Source organism: Larkinella sp. VNQ87 (assembly GCF_049445795.1).
In the GTDB taxonomy this organism is placed as follows: Bacteria; Bacteroidota; Bacteroidia; order Cytophagales; family Spirosomataceae; genus Larkinella.
Genome location: NZ_JBMSDT010000006.1, coordinates 159222 through 183970, shown reverse-complemented (window position 1 = coordinate 183970; position 24749 = coordinate 159222). Strand labels below are relative to the sequence as shown.

General features: G+C 50.8%; 27 protein-coding genes and 1 tRNA gene. 16 read left to right on the top strand and 12 right to left on the bottom strand.

The window, feature by feature from the left end; translation table 11 throughout:
• Positions 1-174: 174 nt before the first annotated feature.
• On the bottom strand, positions 175-1305 hold the full coding sequence (gene tgt / locus ACO2Q8_RS12090; RefSeq protein ID WP_423345069.1) for a tRNA guanosine(34) transglycosylase Tgt: 1131 nt from the start codon (positions 1303-1305) through the stop codon (positions 175-177).
• Positions 1306-1427: 122 nt separating this feature from the next.
• Between tgt and ACO2Q8_RS12085 the strand changes: the two genes are divergently transcribed.
• The 8 genes from ACO2Q8_RS12085 to ACO2Q8_RS12050 all read left to right on the top strand — a co-directional run bounded on the left by ACO2Q8_RS12085 (position 1428) and on the right by ACO2Q8_RS12050 (position 6285).
• Entirely contained in the window at positions 1428-2648 is a 1221-nt protein-coding gene (locus ACO2Q8_RS12085) for a glycosyltransferase (protein WP_423345068.1), read from the top strand.
• A 261-nt stretch (positions 2649-2909) separates the two neighbouring features.
• On the top strand, positions 2910-3530 hold the full coding sequence (rsmG, locus tag ACO2Q8_RS12080; protein WP_423345067.1) for a 16S rRNA (guanine(527)-N(7))-methyltransferase RsmG: 621 nt from the start codon (positions 2910-2912) through the stop codon (positions 3528-3530).
• Between the two features lie 49 nt (positions 3531-3579).
• On the top strand, positions 3580-3879 hold the full coding sequence (locus ACO2Q8_RS12075; protein WP_423345066.1) for a hypothetical protein: 300 nt from the start codon (positions 3580-3582) through the stop codon (positions 3877-3879).
• Positions 3880-3976: 97 nt separating this feature from the next.
• Positions 3977-4050 (top strand) — tRNA-Asn (locus ACO2Q8_RS12070).
• 95 nt (positions 4051-4145) lie between these two features.
• On the top strand, positions 4146-4418 hold the full coding sequence (locus ACO2Q8_RS12065; protein WP_423345065.1) for a hypothetical protein: 273 nt from the start codon (positions 4146-4148) through the stop codon (positions 4416-4418).
• 1 nt (position 4419) lies between these two features.
• Positions 4420-5118, top strand: coding sequence for a hypothetical protein (locus tag ACO2Q8_RS12060; RefSeq protein WP_423345064.1), 699 nt, complete (start codon positions 4420-4422; stop codon positions 5116-5118).
• 11 nt (positions 5119-5129) lie between these two features.
• Positions 5130-6041 carry a hypothetical protein gene (locus tag ACO2Q8_RS12055; RefSeq protein ID WP_423345063.1) on the top strand — a complete coding sequence of 304 codons (912 nt, stop codon included), beginning with the start codon at positions 5130-5132 and terminating at the stop codon, positions 6039-6041.
• A 43-nt stretch (positions 6042-6084) separates the two neighbouring features.
• Positions 6085-6285, top strand: coding sequence for a hypothetical protein (locus ACO2Q8_RS12050; RefSeq protein WP_423345062.1), 201 nt, complete (start codon positions 6085-6087; stop codon positions 6283-6285).
• Between the two features lie 121 nt (positions 6286-6406).
• On the opposite strand, the gene ACO2Q8_RS12045 is transcribed toward ACO2Q8_RS12050, so the two are convergent.
• Complete coding sequence (locus ACO2Q8_RS12045) at positions 6407-6535, bottom strand: hypothetical protein (protein WP_423345061.1); 129 nt, start codon at positions 6533-6535, stop codon at positions 6407-6409.
• A 162-nt stretch (positions 6536-6697) separates the two neighbouring features.
• Positions 6698-7087 carry a T9SS type A sorting domain-containing protein gene (locus ACO2Q8_RS12040; protein WP_423345060.1) on the bottom strand — a complete coding sequence of 130 codons (390 nt, stop codon included), beginning with the start codon at positions 7085-7087 and terminating at the stop codon, positions 6698-6700.
• A 173-nt stretch (positions 7088-7260) separates the two neighbouring features.
• Between ACO2Q8_RS12040 and ACO2Q8_RS12035 the strand changes: the two genes are divergently transcribed.
• From ACO2Q8_RS12035 to ACO2Q8_RS12020, 4 genes are all read left to right on the top strand, one after another.
• Positions 7261-7698: a DUF1810 domain-containing protein gene (locus tag ACO2Q8_RS12035; RefSeq protein WP_423345059.1), complete on the top strand. Its 438-nt coding sequence runs from the start codon at positions 7261-7263 to the stop codon at positions 7696-7698.
• 192 nt (positions 7699-7890) lie between these two features.
• Positions 7891-8910, top strand: a complete 1020-nt coding sequence (locus ACO2Q8_RS12030) for an SDR family NAD(P)-dependent oxidoreductase (RefSeq protein ID WP_423345058.1) — start codon at positions 7891-7893, stop codon at positions 8908-8910.
• A gap of 3 nt (positions 8911-8913) precedes the next feature.
• Positions 8914-9759, top strand: a complete 846-nt coding sequence (locus ACO2Q8_RS12025) for an SDR family NAD(P)-dependent oxidoreductase (RefSeq protein WP_423345057.1) — start codon at positions 8914-8916, stop codon at positions 9757-9759.
• Positions 9760-9880: 121 nt separating this feature from the next.
• The gene (locus ACO2Q8_RS12020) at positions 9881-10693 is read left to right on the top strand and encodes a helix-turn-helix domain-containing protein (protein WP_423345056.1); all 813 of its coding nucleotides are present in this window, start codon (positions 9881-9883) and stop codon (positions 10691-10693) included.
• A gap of 37 nt (positions 10694-10730) precedes the next feature.
• Here the strand turns inward: ACO2Q8_RS12020 and ACO2Q8_RS12015 are convergent, their stop codons facing one another.
• A complete protein-coding gene (locus ACO2Q8_RS12015; RefSeq protein ID WP_423345055.1) occupies positions 10731-11927 on the bottom strand; it encodes a glycosyltransferase in 1197 nt (398 codons plus the stop codon).
• A 596-nt stretch (positions 11928-12523) separates the two neighbouring features.
• Here ACO2Q8_RS12015 and ACO2Q8_RS12010 point away from each other — a divergent pair.
• Positions 12524-14200, top strand: coding sequence for a hypothetical protein (locus tag ACO2Q8_RS12010; RefSeq protein ID WP_423345054.1), 1677 nt, complete (start codon positions 12524-12526; stop codon positions 14198-14200).
• 4 nt (positions 14201-14204) lie between these two features.
• On the opposite strand, the gene ACO2Q8_RS12005 is transcribed toward ACO2Q8_RS12010, so the two are convergent.
• The 5 genes from ACO2Q8_RS12005 to ACO2Q8_RS11985 all read right to left on the bottom strand — a co-directional run bounded on the left by ACO2Q8_RS12005 (position 14205) and on the right by ACO2Q8_RS11985 (position 18317).
• Positions 14205-15083: an SDR family NAD(P)-dependent oxidoreductase gene (locus ACO2Q8_RS12005; RefSeq protein WP_423345053.1), complete on the bottom strand. Its 879-nt coding sequence runs from the start codon at positions 15081-15083 to the stop codon at positions 14205-14207.
• Between the two features lie 133 nt (positions 15084-15216).
• Complete coding sequence (locus ACO2Q8_RS12000) at positions 15217-15786, bottom strand: DUF4136 domain-containing protein (RefSeq protein ID WP_423345052.1); 570 nt, start codon at positions 15784-15786, stop codon at positions 15217-15219.
• A gap of 175 nt (positions 15787-15961) precedes the next feature.
• A complete protein-coding gene (locus tag ACO2Q8_RS11995) occupies positions 15962-17065 on the bottom strand; it encodes an AI-2E family transporter (protein ID WP_423345051.1) in 1104 nt (367 codons plus the stop codon).
• Positions 17062-17613, bottom strand: a complete 552-nt coding sequence (locus tag ACO2Q8_RS11990; RefSeq protein ID WP_423345050.1) for a DUF421 domain-containing protein — start codon at positions 17611-17613, stop codon at positions 17062-17064. The genes ACO2Q8_RS11995 and ACO2Q8_RS11990 overlap by 4 nt, the downstream gene beginning before the upstream one ends.
• 128 nt (positions 17614-17741) lie before the next feature.
• Positions 17742-18317, bottom strand: coding sequence for a hypothetical protein (locus tag ACO2Q8_RS11985; protein ID WP_423345049.1), 576 nt, complete (start codon positions 18315-18317; stop codon positions 17742-17744).
• Positions 18318-18902: 585 nt separating this feature from the next.
• Between ACO2Q8_RS11985 and glgX the strand changes: the two genes are divergently transcribed.
• The 3 genes from glgX to ACO2Q8_RS11970 all read left to right on the top strand — a co-directional run bounded on the left by glgX (position 18903) and on the right by ACO2Q8_RS11970 (position 22873).
• Complete coding sequence (gene glgX / locus ACO2Q8_RS11980; protein ID WP_423345048.1) at positions 18903-21029, top strand: glycogen debranching protein GlgX; 2127 nt, start codon at positions 18903-18905, stop codon at positions 21027-21029.
• Between the two features lie 30 nt (positions 21030-21059).
• Positions 21060-21593, top strand: a complete 534-nt coding sequence (locus ACO2Q8_RS11975) for a GAF domain-containing protein (RefSeq protein WP_423345047.1) — start codon at positions 21060-21062, stop codon at positions 21591-21593.
• Between the two features lie 221 nt (positions 21594-21814).
• Positions 21815-22873: a LacI family DNA-binding transcriptional regulator gene (locus ACO2Q8_RS11970; RefSeq protein ID WP_423345046.1), complete on the top strand. Its 1059-nt coding sequence runs from the start codon at positions 21815-21817 to the stop codon at positions 22871-22873.
• 12 nt (positions 22874-22885) lie between these two features.
• On the opposite strand, the gene ACO2Q8_RS11965 is transcribed toward ACO2Q8_RS11970, so the two are convergent.
• From ACO2Q8_RS11965 to ACO2Q8_RS11955, 3 genes are all read right to left on the bottom strand, one after another.
• A complete protein-coding gene (locus ACO2Q8_RS11965) occupies positions 22886-23983 on the bottom strand; it encodes a cytochrome-c peroxidase (RefSeq protein WP_423345045.1) in 1098 nt (365 codons plus the stop codon).
• Between the two features lie 116 nt (positions 23984-24099).
• On the bottom strand, positions 24100-24474 hold the full coding sequence (locus ACO2Q8_RS11960; protein ID WP_423345044.1) for an MbnP family protein: 375 nt from the start codon (positions 24472-24474) through the stop codon (positions 24100-24102).
• Positions 24471-24749, bottom strand: coding sequence for an MbnP family protein (locus ACO2Q8_RS11955; protein WP_423345043.1), 279 nt, complete (start codon positions 24747-24749; stop codon positions 24471-24473). Before ACO2Q8_RS11955 ends, ACO2Q8_RS11960 begins: the two co-directional genes overlap by 4 nt.

Genomic DNA, 24749 nt, shown 5'->3' with positions numbered 1-24749 from the left:
TCGGTTAGTTTAGCCGGTCGTTTTGTGCAACTTTCAACGCTTTGCCGCAAAACTATAGATTTTCGTTTAGTTTACAAACAAGACACTGGTAGATTACAAACAACTTATCGGCTGCTTTGTTTTATCCAATCCAGAATCATTTTCCGACACAAGAAAACGAGCTTTTGGCTAGCATCAAAGACGTTGCATCAGTTTTTTTGTAATCCCATCCTTCCATTTTACAAAATTTCCGGCCATAATCTGTTGTCGGGCCTGCTCTACTAACCATAAATACAAAGTAAGGTTTTGGAGACTGGCAATTTGTGCGCCTAAAATTTCTTCTGACCGAATCAGGTGCCGCAGATACGCTTTGGAGTAAAATGTACCGGCATATCCCTCCAGTTCTTCATCGATCGGGCTAAAATCGTCCTTCCATTTCTCATTTTTGATGTTGATAACCCCCTGAGTGGTAAATAGAATACCGTGCCGGGCATTCCGGGTCGGCATCACACAATCGAACATATCGATACCCAGCGCAATGGCTTCCAGAATATTCTCTGGGGTGCCTACGCCCATCAGATAACGCGGTTTGTCAGACGGCAAAATGGCGTTGACGTGCTCAATCATGCCGTACATTTCCTCCGCCGGTTCGCCCACAGCCAGCCCGCCAATGGCATTACCTTCCCGTTGCTGCTCCGCAATGAATTCAGCCGATTGCTGCCGGAGGTCTTTGTACGTGCTTCCCTGCACAATGGGAAACAAGGTTTGCCGGTATCCATAGGTGCCTTCCGTCGAATCGAAACGCTGAATGCAGCGGGTAAGCCAGCGGTGCGTCATGTCCATCGACGCCCGGGCGTATCCATAGTCGCAGGGGTACGGGGTGCACTCATCGAACGCCATGATGATATCGGCACCGATGATTCGCTGAATATCCATGACGCCTTCGGGCGTAAAGATGTGTTTCGACCCGTCGATATGAGATTTGAACGTAACGCCCTCTTCCTTGATTTTCCGGGTACCCGACAACGAATACACCTGATAGCCCCCGCTATCGGTCAGGATGGGCCGCTGCCAGCCGTTGAACCGGTGCAAACCGCCTGCCTTCGCCAGCACATCCAGCCCCGGCCGTAAATAAAGGTGATAAGTATTGCCCAGAATGATTTCGGCCCGAACATCGTCGACCAGTTCGCGCTGGTGAACGGCCTTAACGGTTCCGGCCGTTCCGACGGGCATGAAAATCGGCGTCCGGATCGGACCATGATCGGTCGTCAGAACGCCTGTGCGCGCCTTCGATTGGGGGTCGGAAGCCTGTATAGTAAAGTGCATAAGCGTGATTCGTCAGTCTTTTCGACCCGCAAAGGTCGAAACTCCCGCACCGAAAATCAAAATACGTATATTTGCCGATTCATTTCGGCCGTAATAAGCTGTCAACTTTTTCCTGTTTCGTGGTGGCTATCGTATTGGTTGTGTGCTTTTTATCCGTTGGCATACAACTTGTTTATATTCTGGGTATTTTTTCAAGGACGGCTTTTTACACCGATCCAAACGAGCGTTGGTCGCCGGAAGGCGTTGCGTTTCAGCCGGTCGGCGATGGGCAGCCGGTCGATCCGCCGGTGAGCATTATCGTCTGCGCCTGGAACGAGCTGGAAAACCTCCAGACGCTGCTCCCGCTCCTCGACGATCAGGTGTACCCGACGTTTGAGGTGTTGATCATGGACGACCGCTCGACCGATGGCACCCGGGAATTTCTGGAAAAAGCCGCCGAGCGTTTCGAACACGTCCGGTTTATCCGCATCGACCGGGAGCACGAACACGTCACGCCCAAAAAATACGCCCTAACGACCGGCATCCGGAATGCCGCCTACGATATTATCTTATTGACCGACGCCGACTGCCAACCGGCGGGCGACTACTGGCTGGCGGGCATGGTCACGCAACTGGACCAGCCGGAAAAACAGATTGTGCTGGGCTTTGGCCCCTACAAACGGCGGAAAAAACACGGCTGGATCAACCGGCTGATTCGCTACGAAACGCTGTTTACGGCGGTGCAGTATTTTTCGATGGCGCTGGCCGGTTGGCCGTACATGGGCGTGGGGCGCAATCTGATGTACCGCCGGAAGCTTTTTCTGGACAACAAGGGCTTTTACTCGCACATCCGGGTGTTGGGGGGCGACGACGATCTGTTCATCAATGAAGTGGCGACGGCCCGAAATGTGGCCGTTAGTCTGCATCCGGCCACGTTTACGTATTCCAAACCGAAAGAAACGGTCGCAGCCTGGTGGCACCAGAAACAGCGGCACCTTTCAGTGGGGAAGTATTACAAAACCCGCAACAAAATCGGTCTGGGGATGCTTTCGCTTTCACACGTCCTGAGCTGGCTGACGGGTCCGGTTATTCTGGGTATAACCACCGTCCAGGTACTAAATACCGGTTTTTCGGAACTAGCGGGGCAAACGCCGGGTTTACTGCTTCTGATTGCCAGTGGTCTGTTTATGTTCCGACTTCTGGCCTTTTGGGGAATTGTGGGCCGAATCAGCTACCGGCTGGGGCATACCGTCGACTGGATGGCGATCCCGTTTCTGGACCTGGTGATGGCCGTCTATTACGCGGTAATGGGCGTCGTTACGCTCCGCCCCCGCAACAAAAACCGCCGAATGACGTGGAAATGAACTATTTCAAATGATGAATTATGAATTATGAATGGGCTGACGCATTTATAATTCATCATTAGTACTGTACGAAGGATTGGTTTTGCCCCAATATTCTTTGGTGTCGTGTGTGAAACCTTGACAAAAAACCGCCATTTTTTTTGCCTAAATGGAGGACGTGTCAAAAACCGTAACCAAATTTATTGTAAGCAATTTGTCTTTTAAGCAAACGTTTTCAAATCCTTCGTACAGTACTGATTCATCATTCATAATTTTTCTCTCTTGGAACTGATACAAAAATACTTTCCGAATCTTAGTCCGCAGCAACGTGAACAGTTTGCGGCTCTGGGCGACCTGTACCGCCACTGGAACGCGCAGATCAACGTCATTTCGCGGCAGGATATTGATGCGCTGTACGAAAAGCATGTGCTGCATTCGCTTGGAATCGCCAAAGTGATCCAGTTTGTGCCGGGTACCGAAATCCTGGATGTGGGGACCGGGGGCGGTTTTCCGGGAATTCCGCTGGCCATTTTGTTTCCGCTGGTCGATTTTCACCTGGTCGATAGCATCGGGAAGAAGATTAAGGTGGTGACCGAGGTCAGTTCGGCGCTGGGGCTGACGAATGTCCGGGCGGAGCAGGCCCGTGTCGAGCACCTGAACACCACCTACGATTTCGTGGTCAGCCGGGCCGTGACGCGCCTGCAACCGTTCCTGGGCTGGGTGCGGTACAAGATCCTCAAGAACGGCAACAATCCCCTCCGCAACGGTGTTCTGTACCTGAAAGGCGGAGACCTGACCGAAGAACTGGCCGAAATCAAGGACAAGTACCAGATTTATGAATTATCGGCGTATTTTGACGAACCTTTTTTCGAAACCAAAAAAGTAGTCTACCTTCCCAAATAAAACCGGCCCGAACCGGAGGGCCAATCCGACAAACCGACCAACTACGTATATGGCAGAAATTTTCAAATCCAGCAGTTTAAAAGACCCCCTCAAACGGGATGTGGTCGAATTCAACGAGAAAGGAGTCACGTTCCGCGTCAACAAGCTCATCGGCGGCACTGACAACTTCGTTTTTTACGGCGACATTTCCGGGGTCGAGATCGACAACGGCCTGTTTTTTTCCACCATCCGGATCATTCCGCGCGCCCGGCCCGAAATCGTGATCCGGAATTTCACGCGCGGGGATGCCCGCAGGATCAAGGAGTTAATTCTGGAGCGGGTCACGACGCTGGGCGCGGGTCCGATCTAAAAACGATTTTGTGAGCGGTTTTTTCAGAAAAAGCTTGCATGATTTCGTTCGGGGCTGTACTTTTGCACCCACAATACCCCGTTACACGGGTTGTCCTTCCCGAATAGCTCAGTCGGTTAGAGCATCTGACTGTTAATCAGAGGGTCGCTGGTTCGAGCCCAGCTTCGGGAGCTTTGAAAATCAAGAGGTTACAGCATTTGTTGTAACCTCTTTCTGTATTGGTTTGCACGTTGGTTTACACTTTTGCTTATCTACTCCAACTACCAATGCCACGAAAAATAAGATCAGATATTAAGATTGGTAACCTTGAAAAAAAGCTAGGGCTGAACAAGGGTGCTATTCGTAACCCAGATGGAACTGACGCTCGTAGCGACAAAAAGCTAGGTACTCTTCGGGAAGAATATAAGCGTCAGTTTGCTGGTCCTCCAGTGCGAACAAATAGCAACCCTATACCTTCTGGCCAAAAAAAATCCACTGAAAAGGCTAACAAGGAAAATTCCAATAAGAAGTCTACATCCACGCGAAAGAAATCCAAGTAGTATGGCGATGGATAGAAATAGACGCTACCGACCTCGTAGGGAAAAGCATCCCAATTATGATTTCAATGTATTTATTAACTGTCCTTTTGATGATGACTTCAAGCCTTTATTCAATGCCATAATATTCTCTATACATGCATGTGGTTTTATTGCGCGTTGTGCGTTAGAAGGTAGTGTTCAGAATATTCGATTCACTCGTATACTTGAAATTATTGGTGAGTGCCGTTATGGCGTTCATGATTTATCTCGTATAAGTTTGGAAGCTGGTGTATTGCCACGTAACAACATGCCTTTAGAATTGGGGGTATTTATTGGCTGTCGACAATTTGGAACAACTTACGATTATGAAAAGGAATATATTGTTCTTGATAGTGTTCCCCACCGATATAAGCAGCATATCACTGACTTAGGGGGTGAGGACCCTTCTATCCACTTTAACGAACCTAAAGAAGCTATCCGATGCATTCGGGATTGGCTAGTCCATCGGGCTCCAGCTTATGAACGCCATTTGATTCCAAGTGCGAGTATCATGTACGATCAATTAAAGGTCTTCTATAGAGTAGCGCCCAAATTATGCCAAGACCGTGGTTGGATATTCGAGGAATTACTATTTCCAGAATATGTAGACTTGGTTATTAATTGGCTAACATACAGCCGCAAAAAAATGGAGGAATTTGATTCATTAGCAAAACAACCTTAGGCATAATTTCAATGAAACGTCTTTTAATTGGTGCCTCAAGTCCCGTTGGTTATTTTTATATATTGGAAAGAGAAACAGGTAAACCTTCACCTATCCTGGAGTCTCCACTCAGCTATTTTCTTTTATATGATGAGATATGGTTTCTTTCCCGTAAGCTCTGCCCACACAACATGGAAGGATTAGAATATGTTCACTTTGTTGATGAAGAACTGCTTCCAAAAGGTTTGCCTAAAGATGCGTTCAATGATATACAAGAGCCAAATTTTGGAAGTCTTCCATGGCCTGAATGGAGGCAGATTATTAAGAATACAATCGGTGAACGTTGGAATTTTGACAATCACGCAAGATCTATAAAATTTGGTGAAATATCCTTATTACCTACGCCTGGGCGCTATATTAACCTTTTAGTTGATCGATACATAGCTACAGAATACAACATGGATCTTGCCGAAAATTCCGCAAATGCGATTTGGAGTAAACAATTCGATAGTCGGGATCTTCAATTAAAAGTAAGTGAGAAGCTATTAGTCTCTAAAGTAGCTTCTCTGCAAACTATTTATGGACCATGGCATCCATCAATCGAAGAATTACGAAGTGATTCGCTATTAAAGGCATATAGAAGGAAAATAAATAGTGTTGCTATAGATGACATACATAATATAGATAAACGCGTAGGAGAGTTATCTGACGAGTTCATTAAGATAACTAAAAAAATTGTTATGTCTCAGTTCGATACTTCTGGATTATATATTAGTGGATTGATGTTCTTGATAGGCCTTGTACCTGTAGTTGGAAACTACTTTGGAGCAAGCGGTGTGTTTTTGGAAATTAGGGACAAAATTAAAGCGAAGAAAGAAATGGGCTGGGTTGGTTTTCTTGGTCAAGCACACAGTAATCTTGAAGAAGATTTAACTATCCAATAATAAAACTTTATGGTTTTACTTATCAACGTAAACTCATACAATAATGGCTAAGAATATATTTATAATGATTACAGGAGGGACTTTTATGGGACCGATAACAAAGGTTTACATTAATGTTCCCAGACAGAGTGCAATTGAAAGATTTTTGAAAGATTATCCTCAAAACAACAATCCAACAATAAAGATAGTCGAACTAGAGGATGAATTCACTGTGGGTCCAATGGGAGATATAGTAGTAGGATAAATGCTTTAGATCGGTTCTCTGGAGACTATTACATAAACTGTGTCAGAAGGTGGTAATTCTCTTTCTTGTGTCCCATCTTATGCAATGCTCTTAATTTTCACCATATTCCTCCCCTCCCCCTCTACAAAACATACTCCCCATTGACCGCTTCGACGGGCATGGGAATCGAATCCGTTTTCAGCATTTGCAGGGTGTTGATTTCGACCGGGCGGACCAGGGCATCCAGCGGCTCGCAGGCCGGATTTGGCATGCCGTTGCTATAAAAAGACTTCCATTCCGGCCTGGGCGTTGAGTATCACCACAACGCCCGGGCCGGAATGGAGGTTCTTGTTGACGAGCGCCCGGGATACGGGGAAACTCCTGGTTGAAACAAGATTGTTTGTGTTTGTATCCCAACGGGGAAGGCATCTCCTCACTGAACGGCGACGAACCGGGCGGTGGTGGTGGGCTGCTGGGTGGCCAGCGTCACCTCTTTCGTCGTCGTTGCTACGCCATTGCTGATGGCTACTTGATACACGCCGTCGGGCAGGTTGCTCACGTCCAGCCGCAACCGTACCGCGTCCTGCCGTTTGCCGATCTGCTGAACAAACAGCGCTTTTCCTTTCTGGTCCAGCAACCGCACCAGCACCGGGCTGGTGGTTTCTTTTTGAACGGCAATCTGGAGTTTACCATCGACGGTCGTGTACAGGCCACTTTGGAAAGCGGCTGCCTTTTTGGGCTTGTTGATCTCGGCGTTGGCAACGTTGAAGCTGGCGGCCGTTACGGTCAGGGCGACGAGCAGGGTGTTGAATAAGGCTTTCATGGCGTATGATGTTTACCGGTTTTTGTTTCTGTTTTGATGAATCAAAGGTCGGCACAGCGGCCTTGAAAGCCTGTCACAAATGAGTCAACTCCTGCTACATTTGAGAAAAGCGGTTTTTGCCCCGGTTAAACAAAATGGACGGGACAGCGGTAGTCTGTTGGAATAGCCAGAAAATGAAAAAAGCAATGAACGCGGATGACGACTTAAACCGGTTTTTGGAAGCGCAGCAAACGGTTTACGATCGGGCGCTGGCCGAAATCCAACAGGGCCGCAAGCAAAGCCACTGGATGTGGTACATCTTTCCACAAATCGCGGGCTTGGGCTTGAGTGAAACCGCCCGGTTTTACGCGATCCGGAACCTGGAAGAAGCCCGCGCGTACCTCGAACATCCCGTTCTGGGCCAGCGGCTGATTGAAATTTCCACGGCCTTTCTGACCCTTGAGGGAAAAACCGCCCACCAGATTCTGGGCTATCCGGATGAGTTGAAACTACGGTCCAGCATGACCTTATTCGCGGTCCCGGATAACACCCATCCGGTTTTTCAGGCGGTTTTGGATCATTTTTTTGACGGAATACCCGACCCGCAGACGCTTGAACGGATTCAAAAGTGAGCCGGAGAACGGGCCTGCCAATTGCCAGGTTCTAATCACCTTCTGCTTACAAAGCTGATTTTCCTCCCTGGGTCAGCCAACTCGTTTTTTTCCGAATTAAGATGGCCTTTTAAACAAAACGTATTCGGTCTTTTGAACAAAGTCCGGTGGGAAACCGTGCGCTACTTTTGTATCAACAAAACAAAAGCAGACATGATACAGACCAACCACCAGGGAGCGCTTCAGCACCCGCTCGGCACCGGCTTCAACGGCCAATCCACCACCGCCGATGTTATCCAGGGCATCACCCTCAGCGGTAAAACCGCTATCGTCACCGGCGGTAACACCGGCATCGGGCTGGAAACAACCCGGACACTCGCAGCGGCCGGTGCTACTGTCGTCGTTCCGGCGAGAGACGTGGAAAAGGCCCGGAAAAACCTGGAAGGCATTGCCAACGTGGAGATCGAAGCCATGGACATCCTGAACCCGGCGTCCATCGATGCCTTTGCCGAAAAATTCCTCGCTTCAAACCGCCCCCTGAACCTGCTGATCAATAATGCGGGAATCATGTGGGTGCCCCTGCGCAAAGACGCCCGTGGGATCGAATCCCAACTGGCCACCAATTACATCGGCTCGTTTCACCTGACCGCCCGACTCTGGCCTGCGCTCAAACAGGCGAATGGCGCACGGGTGATCAACGTTTCTTCGCTCGGCCACCATATGGCCCCGTTTCACTTTGACGACCCGAATTTTGAGCATCGTGACTACGAAACCCTGCAAGCGTATGGTCAGTCCAAAACCGCCAGCAACCTGTTCGCGCTGGAACTCGACAACCGTGCCAAAGCGCATCACGTAAGGGCCTATGCCGTACACCCGGGCTCCATAGCCGGTACCGAACTGGGCCGGGAAGCGCCCCTTGAATTATTCCAGAAAATGGGTTTCCTGGATGAAAACGGAACCATGCGTCCGGAAATCCTGGCGACCCTGAAGACAGTCCCCCAGGGAGCGGCTACGACGGTATGGGCGGCTACCAGTCCGCAACTCGACCACCTCGGAGGGGTTTACTGTGAGGATTGTGATATCGCCGAGTTGTTATCGGATGACCCCGCCGTTCGTACGAAGGCCAAGCTTCACCAATGTGGTGTACAACCCTATTCGCTGGACGAGACCAGTGCAAAGCGGCTTTGGACGCTGACCGAAGAGATGACGGGGCTCCGGTTTGTGATCAATTAAACGTTGCTGCGGCAACAACTCATTTTTCAAAGCGTCGCCCCCCATTACCGTCCCGGCGACAGCGCCTGGTTGGATCTGAACGGGTTCAGAAAACTTCACAAACAACATAAAATGAAAAATTTAAACGGCAAAGTCGCCCTGATTACCGGCGGCAACAGCGGAATAGGCTATTCGGTCGCAAAAGAACTTGGCACAAACGGTGCACGGGTGATCATTACCGGACGAAGAAAAGACGCGGTAGAAAAAGCGGCATCCGAGTTGGGGGCACTAAGCTTTGTGGCCGATCAATCGGAGGTGGCAGCTATTGAATCACTGGCGGTAGACATTCTCCAACAGGTTGGCAAAATTGACATCCTGGTGATCAATGCAGGCGTCTCAAAACTGACCACGATTCAAGACGCGACCGAATCATTGTTCAATGAAGTGATCGGTCTGAATCTAAAAGGAGCTTATTTTACATTGAGCCGATTCATTCCCGTGCTGAAAGACGGCGGATCGGTTGTTCTTATTTCATCCTCTTCGGCTTCAACATCCAAACCACAAACTTCGATTTATTCGGCCAGTAAAACCGCCCTCAATACCGTGATGAAAATTGCGGCCGTAGAACTGGCACCACGCAGGATTAGGGTAAATGCCGTTAGCCCGGGCCCTTTCGCCACCGAAATCATGGCAAAAGCCGGGTTGACTGATCAGAAAATGCAGGATTTTATCATCGCCGGTGTCCCGCTGGGCCGTTTGGGAATTCCCGCCGAAGCTGGTAAACTGGTCAGCTTCCTGGCGAGCGATGACGCTGCTTTCATCACCGGTGCTGAATATCTGATCGACGGGGGGCAGTCCCTCAATCAATAAAACCACTAACGCAAAAGAATCGTATCAAAAGGCCTGACCGGATCAACAAAACCGGTTTGGCCTTTTAAGTACAAGGCTTCGCTTACCTTTGTAAAAACCCGCCAGCAAATGCGGCTACAGAATGGACTACCAGGCTAAATACATTACGGAAAACATCAAGCTATCCTGCTACCAGGACAGGTTCTTTAAATCAGACATCGTGTTTGAACAGCACATGCTGATCTGGTTCATTTCCGGGGAAACCAAAATTGTGTGTGCTGAAGAAACCTACTGGTTCACAAACGGAGATATTTTCCTGATCCCGCGAAATCAGCTGGCCACGATTATCAATTACCCCAAAGACGGACTGCCCCACAAAACCGTGGTCATGCACCTGACGACCGCATGGCTCCGGAACTTCTATGCCGGGTTTGAGGTCAGGCCGCTAAAAGCAGACGGCCCACCGATCCGGCATTACAGCCACCATCCGTTGCTGGCCAGTTGCCTGTCGTCGCTGATTCCTTATTTTGACATGCAGGACTTACCCGGCGACCTTGCCAACCTGAAAATCACGGAAGCGGTCACGATTTTGCGTTCCATCGATGCCGACATCGACCAGATCCTGGCCAATTTTGAGGAACCGGGCAAAATAGACCTGGTCGCCTACATGGAAAAGAACTTCATGTTCAACATGCCTCTGGAAAAGTTCGGCTACCTGACTGGCAGGAGCCTGACAACCTTTAAGAGGGATTTCAAGAAGGCATTTGCCACCACCCCACAGCGCTGGTTGACCAAAAAACGCCTGGATCTGGCGCATTATCAGTTTGTGGAGAAAAGAAAGAAGCCAACCGATGTCTACTATGAAGTCGGCTTTGAAAACCTGTCCCATTTTTCGTTCGCCTTCAAAAAGCAGTTTGGTTACGCCCCTACAGAGTTGTTAGCGGCAGGAAGGTAGCGCTGTGCACGGCCACACGCCGGAATAAGGCTTATCGTCAACACGCTACCGGATCGGCCACGAGCTTCGTAGCCCAGGCGTTGGAAAGTTGCTGAATAATGCGTTCGAATTCTTCCGCCCGTTTTTCCCACGAATTGGCCCTTGCCATGTCGACCCGCTGACGAATGCGTTCCGGCGACTGATCCTGCAACGCCCGCCGGAGTGCCCGGACAAAGCTTTCCGGATCATGGGCCAACTCAACGACTCCCTCAAATTCGTCGAGAATCGAAAACGGCGTGGAGACAACAGGTAAGCCTGCGGCCAGGTATTCATTGATTTTCAGGGGATAAATCGTAGATGTATGCTCGTTACAGACAAACGGAATAAGACCCACTGACAGATTGGCCAACAAACCCGGAAGTTCGCCGGGTGGAACCGAAGGCGTAAAAATGACATTTGGAAAGCCCGAGAGCCGGGAATGAAGGGTGGGTTCATTGACTTCGCCAATAAACTGAAAGTCGACCTCCGGCATTTTCCGGATACAATCCTCAACCAAATTAACATCGATTCGGTTATCGGCTGTGCCTAAGTAGCCTACCGTGGGTCTGGCAGGAGGATTTTGACCGGCCAGCCGCCGGGCCTGGTGAAACAGCGTAAAGTTTGCCCCATTTTTGACACAGAACGTAGCCGGTTGCTGAACGGATTTGGATTGACGCAGGGCTTCGGAGGTGGTGATCACGGCGTCCACCTGCTGCAGGTAGGCTTTTTCATACCGCTGCCCATGCCGACTGATCCAGCTTTCAGCCGTGATCTCATCGTAACAATAATAAACCGTTGCGTACTCGTTCAGGCGGCCCACCATCGGCGATCCCCAGACCGGATTAAAAGCGTTGACAACCAATGGGTGATTCATGCCCAACCGGGCCATCACATTGCGCAACTCTTTGACAAGCCGGTTCACATTCCACTGATGCACCTTGTCGTGGGAAGAATTGGCAAGCCGGTTTGTCGGAATGCTCACCGGAGGGACCCAGATATAAATCTCGCTGCCATTTTCCAGTCTTAACTGTGTCAGTGAATCCTCGAGCTTTAGTAAGGAGCGGATGGGTACATCACGGCGGCCGATGATTCCCATCAGGCCATCTTTGATGGTGTATTGGTAATCCACGTACAGAATCCGATGGCGCTGGGCCAGTTCAGACATCAGTTGGACAGCCGAATTTTGAAACTTCCCTTTCCAGGGTGTCTGACTCATACAAATTATACTGTCAAATTGCTGTTTCATGGCGCGCATTACCTTTTACCAATAAGTCAATGTCTGACAAAAATCAAAATTACACTTCGTGCAATTACTTAACAAATAATGGTAAATTTATTTTGATAAAAATTAATTCAATCAGTAAGTAAACTGTAAATATACACTGTTAAAATGTTGATTACAAGTACTATAACAACAGTAAACTATATTATCCCAATAAAAGATACGCAAACATACATGAGATTAAATACTTAATTTATTTATGAAATTTTTTCTATTAATCGTTTAATTATTTATAAGAACGCATGAAACTGATTGGTGACAAACTAAAACAAATAGAATGGAGTCTGAGGGCGCAACGAGACCAATACGTTCACCGTCGAATTCTGCCGCGAAGTCATCCGGTATCGTTCGGAGTCGTGCCATTCGGAAAACACAGAAGGTATAGCACTGGACCTTTCATTCGTAAAAGTTACCGAACAGGTTTGCAGTAAGATGTTGTTTGAGATTCCTTTTGAAAGTATTGGGCGGCCTTCCCTCTTCCTGAATGGCATACCGGTAACCAAGCCATCTCACTAACCTTTCTGAACGTAATGACCACTATGTTAACTCGCAGGATAACGTACACGCTCCTGACATTCCTTCTCGTAAGCGGTGCTCTGATCACAAAAGGGCAACCCAGCGGCTTGTCAGACCCTATCGTGATCACCGCCCAAAAAAAGAAAACCCGCGTATCCATCAATGGAACCGGAGACTTGCAGGTAAACGTCTCCCCAAAGGATATGGCGGCTTTTAAAACCGCCGGGCTCGTTCGGTATCGTGACTTCGGTGCCAAAGGCGATGGCAAAACCGATGATCTGGACGTTATCGCTGCGACCCACGCGTTTGCCAACCTGCACGGTCTTATGGTGAAAGCCGACGAGGGCGCCACCTACTACATTAGTGGCAAGGACCGCACAGCGATCATTCGCACGGACACGGATTTCGGCACAGCCGCCTTCCTGATTGACGACAGGGAGGTGCAAAACCGCAATGCGGCTGTTTTCACGGTCAGCTCCGATCTTAAACCGTTTAAGCTCGAACGGATTTCATCGCTTCGGCGAAACCAGGCGAAAATCGACGCGACCTTGCCGGGTCCCTGTCTGATCACGGTAACAAACTCGAACGTAAAGCACTACATCCGGTTTGGGCTCAACCAGAACAATGGATCGTCGCAGACCGATATTTTTGTCGTTGATAAAAACGGCAACGTCGATAGGAACGCTCCGATCATCTGGGATTTCGACCAGATCACGGACATCAACGCGCTGCCCATCGATGAAAAACCGCTGAAGATCACCGGGGGACGTTTTACGACGATTGCCAACAAAGCCGAATCGAAGTACACCTATTACAACCGAAACATCGCCATCCGACGATCTAATGTGCTGCTGGAAGGGCTCCAGCACCGCGTTACCGGCGAAGAAGACCACGGAGCACCCTACGGCGGCTTTATCAACATCGGTGACTGCTCCTATGTTACGGTCAAAAACACCCTGCTGACCGGCCACCGGACCTATAGCACCATTGGCGCGGCCGGTAAGCCGGTCACCATGGGCACCTACGACCTTTCTGTCAACCGTGCGCTGAACGTCTCTTTCGTGAATTGCAGCCAGACCAATGACATCAATGACAACACCTACTGGGGTATTCTGGGGTCTAACTTTTGTAAAAATCTTCTTTACGACCAGTGTACGCTCTCGCGGTTTGATGCCCACCAGGGCGTTGCCAATGCCACCATCCGCAATTCGACGCTGGGGCACATGGGGATCAACGCCATTGGCAGTGGCCTCCTACTCGTCGAGAACTCGACCATTCGGGGCAGGAGTATCGTCAACCTGCGTTCGGATTACGGAAGTACCTGGCAGGGCGAGTTGGTGATCCGCAACTGTGTTTTCGTACCGGCGGGTGGTAAACCGGTCAGCGCGGCCCTGATCGGCGGGTCTTACTCCGGGCAGCATGATTTCGGCTACACCTGCTACATGCCAGAGCGAATCACGATTGAGAATCTCCGCATCGACGACTCCCGGCACCCGGACAATTACCAAGGGCCCGCCATTTTCACTAACTTCAACCCGGAAAGGACGGACGATTCCTACCGGGAAAAATTCCCTTATGTCATTACGAAGGAAGTCATTCTCAGCAACGTAACGACGGCGAGCGGAAAACCGCTGCGAATCAGCGATAACCCGTACATGTTCCGGGAAGTAAAGGTGAAAACCGCCCCGTGACGAATTACAATCTGGCCGCCTGCTCTGTGCCTTCGGAGTTTGTCGGGTGTAAAGAGTGGTGAGGAAGGCTCTTACAAGTTGATTCAAAGCGGTGTTCCTCTTTCAGCTTAACAAACAATCGGTCTAGTATCCGGAGCCGAATTCCGATCGGCAGGAAACGCATTAACCGAACCAGCCACCGATTTGTACGTTTCGGAATGATCAATCCTTCGTTGTGAAACATGCCCTGAAGGCCAATCTGTGCGACCTCCCGGGTCGTCAGGGTAATGAAGCCCGCCCAAAAACCAAACAGTCGGGCACGTCGCCTGTGACGAGGATGATTCGTCAGGATCGGTCCGGGACACATGACACTCACAGCAACGTGCTTTTTCCACTCCCGGCGGAGTGCCAGCGAAAAACTGTACAGAAAATGCTTCGTTCCTGTATAAACCGCATAATAGGGCAACGGCAATGTGCCGGCCAAACTGCTCATATTAAGCACGTAAGAGGGCGAATTTCGAAACAAATCAGGCTGAAGCGCGTGGCAGAGTTCGCTGCTAAGCAGGGTATTTACGGCAATCAGGTTTCGAAGCTGGGCGGATGGCATGGCTTCAAACCGGCCGGTATAGCCAATGCCTGCGTTGTTAATCAAAATTCGAATAGCCAGACCCTGTTGGCGTACCCAGCCAACGATTGCCTGCCCAGCGCCAGCTTTCGTCAAATCAATTCCGAGGCAGAAACAACGAACCGGCGCAGCATGCTTAACGGCCTGAACGGTTACATCCAGTTGCGGATCAGGTAATGCAACGATGGCAATGTCATAGCCTTCGCGGGCGCAGGCAAGGGCAAATTCCCGCCCAATACCGTCGCTACCTCCTGTTATCAATGCACAATAGCGGCTCATACGTTGTTCATTTATGGTAATAATGACACCGCCCGGTGCTGGCAGCGATTTCAATCAACAGCCTCCGGTGCCGCAACGCACTGCTGGCAACAAAACCAGCGCGGTTGCGGCACCGGAGGCTGTCTGATGGAGGTTAGCGCGATGATGAATATTGATCCGCCCGATACGGATATTTCTCAAAAATCAGGTTAACCGCTTCTTTGATCTTGTTATCGGAGCGATCAAAACCGTTCGCATTGGTTAGACCCGACGCCAGCCCCCGCCAGACGACCTGCCCGGTTTTGGTATCCACCAGGTTGACGACGACCGATCCTGCTTTGACCTCAAAAGTGGTTACATCTTCCGGCTCGCGAACCTCTTTGGTGCCGAAATACGTAGTTCCGTAGCCGGTGTACCCCCGAATGGTCACGGGCTTTTCAAACACCCGAAAATTAACCAATAAATCCGGCGAGGTCCGGGTATAGGTGTAGCCCCGGCCATCCATGGCAAACTTAACCGCATTCCGAATACGGTCTTTCAAAACCAGGTCGTTCAGAAAATAGAACCCTTCATCCAGTTTGCTATCCACCTGCGAAGCCCAGGCGTAAGTTTTATACTTGCTAAAATCGGTGTTCAGCTTTTTATCGGCGTCCACCGTAATGTTCTGGGCCTGGGTCAGGCCAGCCACCAGCGCAAAGGCCGTGGCGATAATGAGCTTTTTCATAACGTGTTAAGTTGGTTAATGTGACAAAAATCCGGCAGCAAGCTAAAAATCAACTTAAGAGCAACTTAAAATTTCCTTAGTGTGGCAATTGCTCCCTTAGATGGCTATGGAGTTTCATCAGACAGGCCCCGAAACAGGCGAAATGCTGGTTTGTGCTTCTTATCATCTGAAAGGATTACGACGTAGCCGGGACGACTTCTGACCTGGCACCGGGTTGCCGGACGGGCTCCGGTTCGGTACGATCCTCGCTCTCTAAGCTATTTTTTACGTAGAGTTCATCGACGACAATCAACAGGACTGCTATCAGCGGTGAGGCAAACAATATACCTACCAGGCCGACTAAAAAGCCTAGTAATACCTGCCCAAAAAGCAATAACGCGGGCGGCAGCGAGACGAAGCGTTTATCGAGCAACGGGGTTAAAATGTAGCCTTCCAGTGCCTGGATACCCATGTACAGAGCAAACACATAAAGAGTCAGACTTGAGCTTTGTGGAAAAGCAACCAGCATGGCCGGGGCCACCGCTAAGTAGGGCCCCAGGTTAGGAATAAAGTTCAGGATGCCCGCCAGAATACCCAGCACAACAGCAAAGGGCACCCCCAGAATTGCCAGGCCCACACCTGTAGCAATACCGACCACGATCATGCTGATAGAACGGCTGATGAACCAGTTTTTGAGCGTTTCATAACACTGATCCAGGACATCCAGGATACGGCTGCGGAAGTCTGGCTTGAAGAGCCGGGTAAATCCATTGCGGTAAGTTTCCGGATCAGACGCCAGATAAATACCCGTGATGACGACGATCAGTACATTCACTAACGCACCCAGCGTCGAAGAAACAATTCCGGTCAGTTGTGATAAAACATTCTTTGTGGAGGAGGACGATAAAAACTTGGAGGGCTTTTGCGGAATGCCTTCCAGGAGCTGATTGCCCCACTCTGTCTGCATTAACCGGTCTCGAAGCCGGTTTAACGACTGCGGCAGCGACTGACTTAATTGGGTAGCCTGCTGACTGACAGTTGGTGCCAGCAGCCAGATAGCACCACCAATCAGCAGCAACAATGATACGGTCACCAGCGCTACGGAAGCCCGATACGACAAACGAGTCTTATCACTGACAACATGGCTTAGTGCACTGATAATGACCGCGAACAGGATGCCGCCAAACACCAGAAAGAAAAACTGAGCCGCGTACGCAGCCAACAGAAAGAAGGCGGTCAGGGTTAACCCAATAAACCAGAACAGGGTGGCCTTTGACGGATAAGAAGTGGCTTCTTTCATAAGTCAGATTGTTTTGTATCCGTTTGGCCGACTACCCTATCCAGGCTTGACCGCCCGACTGACGAACTGTTCCTGATCACGGAAAAGGAGCCATCGGTTTCCAAAACCACCGCTTGTACATCGGCTAATCGCTCAACATGCGCACTTCGAATGGCCGATAGCACTTCGCCTTCCACAATCCGTTGCTGACGCATCGTCTGCTTTAAAAACTCGCCCTGATAAAACAGAAGTGATGGTTCACTTTTAATTAATTGCCGGAACCTCTTCGACCGAACCGATAGCCAGGCAACGGCGTACTGCAAGCCGGTCAACGTCATGAATGCCATCAAGCCATCAGCCAGCCCCGTCTGACGCGATAACAGAATCGTCGCCAGTGTTGAACCCAACGCTACCGTGACCACCAGATCAAAAGCATTCATTTTCGAGAGCGTGCGTTTGCCCGAAATCCGTAAGGTGATAAGCAACCCCACGTAAGCCAGGGTACCGATCAGGGCCACCCGGGCGACGGCGTCCCATCCTTTAAAGAACCAGCTACTTATGTCATCCATACTTCTTTTGTTTTAAACATTGATAAGCGAGAGGTGACTCTAAATGCCAGGTTACTTAACATTTTGCCCTCATAATCTCACTGACGCGAAGTTTCCGACTCTTCGTGTCACGCCGAAGCCGACCTCTTTTATTGATTTTGACTAGTTAGTTGCGGCAGCACTTGAGCCGGCGTGTAAAGCATCACCAGCGTTCCTAATCGTTTGTTAGGCCCCGTAACCGGTGCCGAAAGTTCATAGGGCGTTTTGTCGTTGAAATAAACATCCTGCTGCTGAAGCAGGTAAGCCGGAAAGCGGTCTGTGAACAAGATACCCTGGTTCTTCTTGTTAGTCGAAATCGTTACCCGGCCAGCCGGATCAACCAGCAGCACCTCCTTGACACCTCGGTCTTTCACCAGCGTATTGAAGTACTCGCTGACCTCTCCCGGTTTGTTCTGTAACAGGGCATTACGAACAGCCCAGACAAATGTTTTCATACCAAACGTAAGCTGTTGGCGGTCATTGGCCAGTTGATTCTGTTGAATGGCCGATCGGAAAGTAGCTATTTCCTGCTCAAACCGGCTGTTGATCTGCCAGTTACGATAGGCTAGATAACCACCCCCGATTATCAGCAGGATAATGAGGCCATACAGCTTCACCATCGGGTTTAGGCCGGGCTTCAACCGTTGCCCCGTTCCCTGATCTTTTGAATTTTGTTCGGTAAGCATTGTCGTAAAGGATTAAAAGTTGAGTCGAACACCGGCCCGGCCTTGCGGTTCGGCGGCACCCGACCAGGCAGGATCGTCGCGTAAACCCAGCACATTGTGTCCAGTTAAGTAGCCACTAAACAACTATGCGGCAAGTCGCTACTACCTGTTCGAACCCCGGTAACCTTAACTAAAACTTAAATAGAACTTAGAATTTGGTTAGAGAAGTTTTTCTTCTGACAATACAACTGGCAGACCCATTTCAAGCATGAATCAGGTTTAAGAAGTGAGTTATCGGTTCCTGCCATTATCGTATGAAGGGTTGATCGTATTCAGTCCGCGTACCCAAGCCCCGGTGTAGTAGCAAGTTCGGTATCCCCGACAGTACCCGAATTGCCAGGCTACACCCGGAACGATCCGGAAAAGTTAGGAAACATCCCGATCTAACAGGTGGTTTAGACGACGGGAAGGCGCAGGAAAGTCTACTAGATGCCTCGTTCGCACCTGTCATTTGAAGATTGGCAAATACAAAATCCTTAAAATGGTAGTTATAAGGTAGAGTCTTGCTTTCAGGCTTGCTCACAAACTGCGAAAACCCTTTTACGTATGAACACCCGTATTCTCCGCGACGAAACCCCGAACACGATCAGAACCAGACCAGGTGTGAATTACCCCCGGGGCGCCCATTTTGATGGAGAAGGGGTCAATTTTGCGCTCTTTAGCGAAAACGCCACGGCGGTTTTTCTTTGTCTTTACGATTCGGCTAATCCCGAGCAGGAAATCACCCGGATTGAATTGATTGAGCGAACCGAGATGATCTGGCATATTTATGTGGAAGGACTAAAACCCGGCCAGTTGTACGGCTACCGCGTCGAGGGGCCACACGAACCCGCCAATGGCCATTATTTCAATAGCAGTAAGCTGTTGCTTGACCCCTACGCCCGGGCCATTCACGAACCCATTGTGCACGACAATGCCTTTTTAGGGTACGACTTTACCAGCCAGTCCGATGACCGGTATTTAATCCCCAACTACATCGACAGCGGTCCGGTTGTACCCAAAAGCGTGGTCGTCGACAACGAGTTCGATTGGGAAGACGATGCTCTCCTGGCAATCCCCTCCCATAAGTCCGTCATTTATGAACTACACGTCAAAGGTTTTACCCGGCAACACCCGGCTATTCCGCCCCATCTTCGCGGGTCTTATGCGGCTTTAGCCCATCCCGAAACTATTCGTTATTTCAAAAAACTGGGCATAACGGCCATTGAGCTAATGCCCGTTCACCAGTTTACCGGCGAAAGCTACTGGGGCTACAACTCCATCGGTTTCTTTGCGCCCCACAATGGCTATGCTTCTTCGGGAATGCGCGGGGAGCAGGTTATCGAATTCAAGCAGATGGTCAAAACCCTGCACCGGGCGGGCATTGAAGTCATTCTGGATGTCGTCTATAACCACACCGCCGAAGGAAACCGGTTTGGCCCAACGTTGATGTTCAAGGGAATCGACAGCCGCACCTATTACCGGGTCGTTGAGTCAAGACCGGAGTATTATCGGGACTACACGGGCACCGGCAATACGCTCGACCTGACCCACCCCCGGGTCCTGCAACTGGTGATGGACAGCCTGCGATACTGGGTGACCGAGATGCATGTAGACGGTTTTCGGTTTGATCTGGCCACCGCCCTGGCCCGCGACGAAGCGGAGGCTGGCCGGGTTTCGTCGTTTTTGGACACCGTGGCCCAGGACCCGATTCTGGCCCGGGTTAAACTGATTGCCGAACCCTGGGACATTCATGCGTATCAGGTGGGGCATTTCCCGGTTCGCTGGGGTGAGTGGAACGGGCGTTTCCGCGATACTGTCCGGTCGTTCTGGAAAAGCGACGAAGGTACGGCCCACGAAATGACCTACCGCTTGTTGGGAAGCCCCGATCTGTATGGCAACGACGGCCGCTCTCCGGCACACAGCATCAACCTCGTGACGGCCCATGATGGATTTACCCTGCATGACCTCGTAAGTTATAACGATAAACACAACGAAGCCAACGGCGAAGAGAACCGCGATGGCCACAACCACAATCTGAGTTGGAATCACGGGGTAGAAGGCCCGACTGACGACCCGGCGATTCTTGAACTGCGGGAACGACAGAAGCGTAACTTCCTGACTACCCTGTTTTTAAGCCAGGGGTTGCCTATGTTGCTGATGGGTGACGAATTTGGCCGGACCCAATCGGGTAACAACAACGCCTATTGCCAGGATAACGAGATTAGCTGGATGAACTGGCAGTGGGACAACCGTCAGCAGGCTTTGTTTGATTTCACCCGTCAGCTTATCGCCCTTCGCCAGGCGGTTCCGTTATTACACCGCCGTAAATTTTACCGGGCGGATGAAATTGTCTGGCTGCGAACCGATGGATTGCCGATGACTTCGGAGGATCACCACAACCCGCATACCCGTTGTATAGGCCTCCTCATGGATGGGGCGAAGGTTATAGAACACGCCAACGATGGTTCACTCATCGGCCGGCACAACGACAAACCGGAGTTGTTGCTCTGGATTTTGAACGCCTATTGGGAGGAAGTCTTGTTTCACCTTCCCCGCATAGCCTTTGCCGGTTGGGAGGTAATTGTCGACACGAGCACAGGGCGGATCCATCCTGAACAGGCGCTTCTGGCCGGAGGAAGCCATTTTAAACTGCCAGCTCGCTCCTCAGTTCTGTTGAGAGGCCATAGCTAACCCCTGAACTTTTCCTTTGTTTACTCTCCCATGAAAGCGACACCTCCTTTACCAACCATCATAGAGGAAATCTTACGGGTGGGTCAAAACCCGGCCGAAATCCTGAACCAGGTGGTGCAGGCCGTGGGAACGACTCTGAATGCCGACCGGTGTTTCCTGTACGTGCGACAACCCGATCAGGGGCGGGGACGAATCGCTTTTTGCTGGCGGAAAAACAAGGACATTCCCGATAAAAATACGATCCAGCCCAACTGGCAGCCCGACATTGATGACCTACCCACTAAAGAACCGTTGATTCGGGCCGGACTGGCAATGAAACCCTCGGTGTATGTCGATGATGTGGAAACCGCAGGCCCCGAGGTGCTCAACCGGCAGTTTGAACAGGAAACCTTCGGCCACCGGGCGCTGATTCATGCGCACATTCAGCGCGATCATCAATTGTGGGGCGTCCTGCAACCCTGCCTGTTTGGCCACCCCCGCCATTGGACCGACCAGGAAAAGGCGCAGATCGAGGCCATTCTCCCCCGTCTTCAGCCGGTGATAGCAGCCTTTGTAGGCCGTTGAACTCCGGTTCTGGCAGTTTTTCCGGAGGTAGCAGACGGAAACAGAACGTTCAATCGGTACGTGAAATTGGCCTTGGATTCGATCGGTCGGCTGTCCTGTAGTGCTGCCGCTGATTTGCAGCCAGGCGTAAAAAAAGTATATTTCGGGGACCGATTGCTTACTGGGAAACGTGCGCCGACCTGTCGACCACCGTTTTTGGGCGCTCCCGACGAAACCAGCTCATGAAGAAAAAAGAATTACAGGGCGTCAAGGAAATTGCCCGCCGGGCCAATGTTACCATCGCCACCGTCGACCGCGTGATTCACAACCGCCCCGGCGTTTCGGAAAAAACCCGCGAGAAAATCACCAAAATCATTGAGGAACTGAATTACCAGCCAAACCTGCTCGCCCGGCGGCTGGCGTCCGGCAAAATTATCAAACTGGCCGTGCTGATTCCCGCCGTGACGGCCGAAACTGAGTTCTGGGATGCGCCGTTACGCGGCATTCGTCGGGCCGAAACCGAAATCAGTCCGTACGGTTTGCAGGTCAGTATGTTCTTTTTTGATCTCAACGACAAATCGTCGTTTACGGCCCAGGCCCGGGCCATTCTGGCGTCGCCCGTCGACGGCGTGGTGCTGGCCCCGACGTTTGTTGCCGAAGCGCAGGCGTTTACCGAAGACTGCAACCGCCAACGGATTCCGTACGTCTTCATCGACACCACGATTCCCGGCCAGGCCAACCTTTCGTACATCGGTCCTCCGCTGTTTCAGAGCGGTTATCTGGCCGGAAAACTGAGTACGTATGCACTTCGGGAAGCGAGTCAGTTGCTGGTGGTCAATATTGCTACGGCCATCGAGAGTTATACCTACCAGCAAACCGAAGCCGGTTTTCGGGCTTACCTCGCCGATCATCACCTGCCGCACCCGGTTTTGCGGGTCGATATTCACCAGACTGACGAGCCTTCTGTTTTCCGCACCCTGCAACCTCTGTTCGGCGATTCGTCGACTATCGACGTGATTTTTGTGACCAACTCCCGCTCGTTTCTGGTCGCACGGTTTCTGGAAAAAACCGACCTCCCCCGCAAACCGCTGCTAATTGGCTACGATCTGGTGCAGGAAAACGCCGGGTACCTGACCAACGGCCTGATCGACTTTCTGATTTGCCACCAGCCCGAAGATCAGGGCTACCGGAGCATCATGACCCTGTACCAGTCGCTGGTTTTGGCGAAGCCCATCGACAAAGAGCAATACATGCCCATCGACATCGTGACGCGGGAAAATCAGGCTTTTTACCGCAACTGACGCCATTGCCCATCAATCCGGCTGGAAATTACGGTTGGTCAGAAACTCATAATCCGTCAGCGTGCGCAGAAAGGCGATGATGTCGGTTTTCTCGGCGGGCGTCAGCGCAATACCCGGTTTGCCGGTTTTCTTCAGCAACGGATCAAGTTGGGGCGTGTCCTGTACGTCGTTGATGTAATGCTCCATCACCTGCTCCAGCGTTAGAAACCGGCCGTCGTGCATGTAGGGCATGGTCCGTTCGACGTTCCGCAGGCTCGGTACCCGGAATTTGTTGTAATCGTCCAGGTTCAGCGTGATCTGGTAGCGGCCCAGGTCGTAGTCCTTGCTGTTGGCGAGTTGCATCCGCAGGCCGTTGTTGCGGAACGTCTGATCGGTAAACAGTTCTCCGCTGTGGCAACCCGCGCAATGCTGCTGAAACAGGGCCAGTCCCCGGGTTTCGGACTCGGTCAGGGTGCCGCCGGTTTCTTTCCGAACGTATTTGTCGTACTTTGAGTTGGCCGAAACCGCTGTCAGCATAAACTGCGAGAGGGCTTTTAAAAACCGCTCGGTCGTCACTTCGTAGGTACCAAAAGCGGCTTTGAACAAGGCCGGATACCGTCCGCTTTCCCGCACTTTCTTCAGTACATTCGCCAGCGAATCACCCATTTCGACGGGGTTTTGGATCGGCGCAATCGGCAGCAAATCCAGGTCGACAATGCCGCCGTCCCAGAAAAACGCTTTCTTCCAGGCCACATTCTGAATACCGGGCACATTGCGGGTACCGATTTTGTCGCCAATGCCGTGGCTCAGCGCGTGGTCGGTATGGGCGAAGGCTGCGGCTGGCTGATGGCAGAAAGCGCAACTAACGCTGCCGTCGCGCGACAGGATACCATCGTAAAATAGGGCTTTCCCGAGCGCAACGCCTTCGACGGTCAGCGGATTTTTGGAGAGATCATAATGCAACTCGCCAAAGTTGGCCGGTTTTTTCCAGTCATACGGCGTTGGTTTGAACTCAACGGGTTTGGGTTCCGGCTCCGTCGGATCGCCCTGGCCCGAATCGCTCTGACAGCCGACCGTAAAGCCATAAAAAACAATAGCCGCCAGTAAACCGGCATGTTGCCAGGATTTCATATCAATTCAACGGAATCTTTCTATCTCACTCAAACACAAACTTACGTCAATAAAACGAATGAGGTGCTGTAAACGTATGGCGATTCGATGTGCATCAGCAGGTTGACCTAGATCGCTTAATCGGTTTCTACAGACACAACCCGAAACATCCGCGCGTAATTATCAGCCACCCCTGTTGACAACGAAGATACCATGATGTCGGGATGGGCTGCAATGCTTACCTTCATGACCCCATCGAATACCTGTAGCACATCGGCCTGGATCAGAAGCCGGGGAATCGATCCGTTTTCCGAGACCCGAGCAATATTCGTACCCAAAGGAAGGTTGATCGTTCTAAGATTGTTTATGGTTTTGGTTCGATAGCCGCCAAACAATCCAATATGGTACAAAAAGACCCGGCCACTGGCCGTAGCAGGAGCCACCGGTGAGGTGCCTTCCAGTTTGAAATGGATATAGCCGGAATTCCAGTCCCAGTACATGCCACCGGTCATGCCGCCCGATGGGTCCAGAACGCCCGCTGAAGTCGGATATTGGTTACGTAATAGTTCAACGTATTTACGGTGAAATTTTCCCCGCTCCCATTCGTATACACACCGGTTCCCATTTGCAAATCCTGAGTACCAACCACGTTATCAAACGCCAATTGAAGCGATCCGGTTGGCCCGGTTGGCGACTCCAAATCCATGTTGTTACAGGCCCAGAAAATACCGATAAACAGGCCCGGCCAACCCAGCCCGTTCGCCAAAATTCGTTTTAGTGCTTTCAT

Excerpts from the sequence above, each read along its gene's own strand:
- tgt (WP_423345069.1), bottom strand. The coding sequence starts at position 1,305 with ATGCACTTTACTATACAGGCTTCCGACCCCCAATCGAAGGCGCGCACA.
- ACO2Q8_RS12075 (WP_423345066.1), top strand. The coding sequence starts at position 3,580 with ATGGCAGAAATTTTCAAATCCAGCAGTTTAAAAGACCCCCTCAAACGG.
- ACO2Q8_RS12065 (WP_423345065.1), top strand. The coding sequence starts at position 4,146 with ATGCCACGAAAAATAAGATCAGATATTAAGATTGGTAACCTTGAAAAA.
- ACO2Q8_RS12060 (WP_423345064.1), top strand. The coding sequence starts at position 4,420 with ATGGCGATGGATAGAAATAGACGCTACCGACCTCGTAGGGAAAAGCAT.
- ACO2Q8_RS12055 (WP_423345063.1), top strand. The coding sequence starts at position 5,130 with ATGAAACGTCTTTTAATTGGTGCCTCAAGTCCCGTTGGTTATTTTTAT.
- ACO2Q8_RS12050 (WP_423345062.1), top strand. The coding sequence starts at position 6,085 with ATGGCTAAGAATATATTTATAATGATTACAGGAGGGACTTTTATGGGA.
- ACO2Q8_RS12045 (WP_423345061.1), bottom strand. The coding sequence starts at position 6,535 with ATGCCAAATCCGGCCTGCGAGCCGCTGGATGCCCTGGTCCGCCCGGTC.
- ACO2Q8_RS12040 (WP_423345060.1), bottom strand. The coding sequence starts at position 7,087 with ATGAAAGCCTTATTCAACACCCTGCTCGTCGCCCTGACCGTAACGGCC.
- ACO2Q8_RS12035 (WP_423345059.1), top strand. The coding sequence starts at position 7,261 with ATGAAAAAAGCAATGAACGCGGATGACGACTTAAACCGGTTTTTGGAA.
- ACO2Q8_RS12030 (WP_423345058.1), top strand. The coding sequence starts at position 7,891 with ATGATACAGACCAACCACCAGGGAGCGCTTCAGCACCCGCTCGGCACC.
- ACO2Q8_RS12020 (WP_423345056.1), top strand. The coding sequence starts at position 9,881 with ATGGACTACCAGGCTAAATACATTACGGAAAACATCAAGCTATCCTGC.
- ACO2Q8_RS12015 (WP_423345055.1), bottom strand. The coding sequence starts at position 11,927 with ATGAGTCAGACACCCTGGAAAGGGAAGTTTCAAAATTCGGCTGTCCAA.
- ACO2Q8_RS12010 (WP_423345054.1), top strand. The coding sequence starts at position 12,524 with ATGACCACTATGTTAACTCGCAGGATAACGTACACGCTCCTGACATTC.
- ACO2Q8_RS12005 (WP_423345053.1), bottom strand. The coding sequence starts at position 15,083 with ATGAGCCGCTATTGTGCATTGATAACAGGAGGTAGCGACGGTATTGGG.
- ACO2Q8_RS12000 (WP_423345052.1), bottom strand. The coding sequence starts at position 15,786 with ATGAAAAAGCTCATTATCGCCACGGCCTTTGCGCTGGTGGCTGGCCTG.
- ACO2Q8_RS11995 (WP_423345051.1), bottom strand. The coding sequence starts at position 17,065 with ATGAAAGAAGCCACTTCTTATCCGTCAAAGGCCACCCTGTTCTGGTTT.
- ACO2Q8_RS11990 (WP_423345050.1), bottom strand. The coding sequence starts at position 17,613 with ATGGATGACATAAGTAGCTGGTTCTTTAAAGGATGGGACGCCGTCGCC.
- ACO2Q8_RS11985 (WP_423345049.1), bottom strand. The coding sequence starts at position 18,317 with ATGCTTACCGAACAAAATTCAAAAGATCAGGGAACGGGGCAACGGTTG.
- glgX (WP_423345048.1), top strand. The coding sequence starts at position 18,903 with ATGAACACCCGTATTCTCCGCGACGAAACCCCGAACACGATCAGAACC.
- ACO2Q8_RS11975 (WP_423345047.1), top strand. The coding sequence starts at position 21,060 with ATGAAAGCGACACCTCCTTTACCAACCATCATAGAGGAAATCTTACGG.
- ACO2Q8_RS11970 (WP_423345046.1), top strand. The coding sequence starts at position 21,815 with ATGAAGAAAAAAGAATTACAGGGCGTCAAGGAAATTGCCCGCCGGGCC.
- ACO2Q8_RS11965 (WP_423345045.1), bottom strand. The coding sequence starts at position 23,983 with ATGAAATCCTGGCAACATGCCGGTTTACTGGCGGCTATTGTTTTTTAT.
- ACO2Q8_RS11960 (WP_423345044.1), bottom strand. The coding sequence starts at position 24,474 with ATGACCGGTGGCATGTACTGGGACTGGAATTCCGGCTATATCCATTTC.
- ACO2Q8_RS11955 (WP_423345043.1), bottom strand. The coding sequence starts at position 24,749 with ATGAAAGCACTAAAACGAATTTTGGCGAACGGGCTGGGTTGGCCGGGC.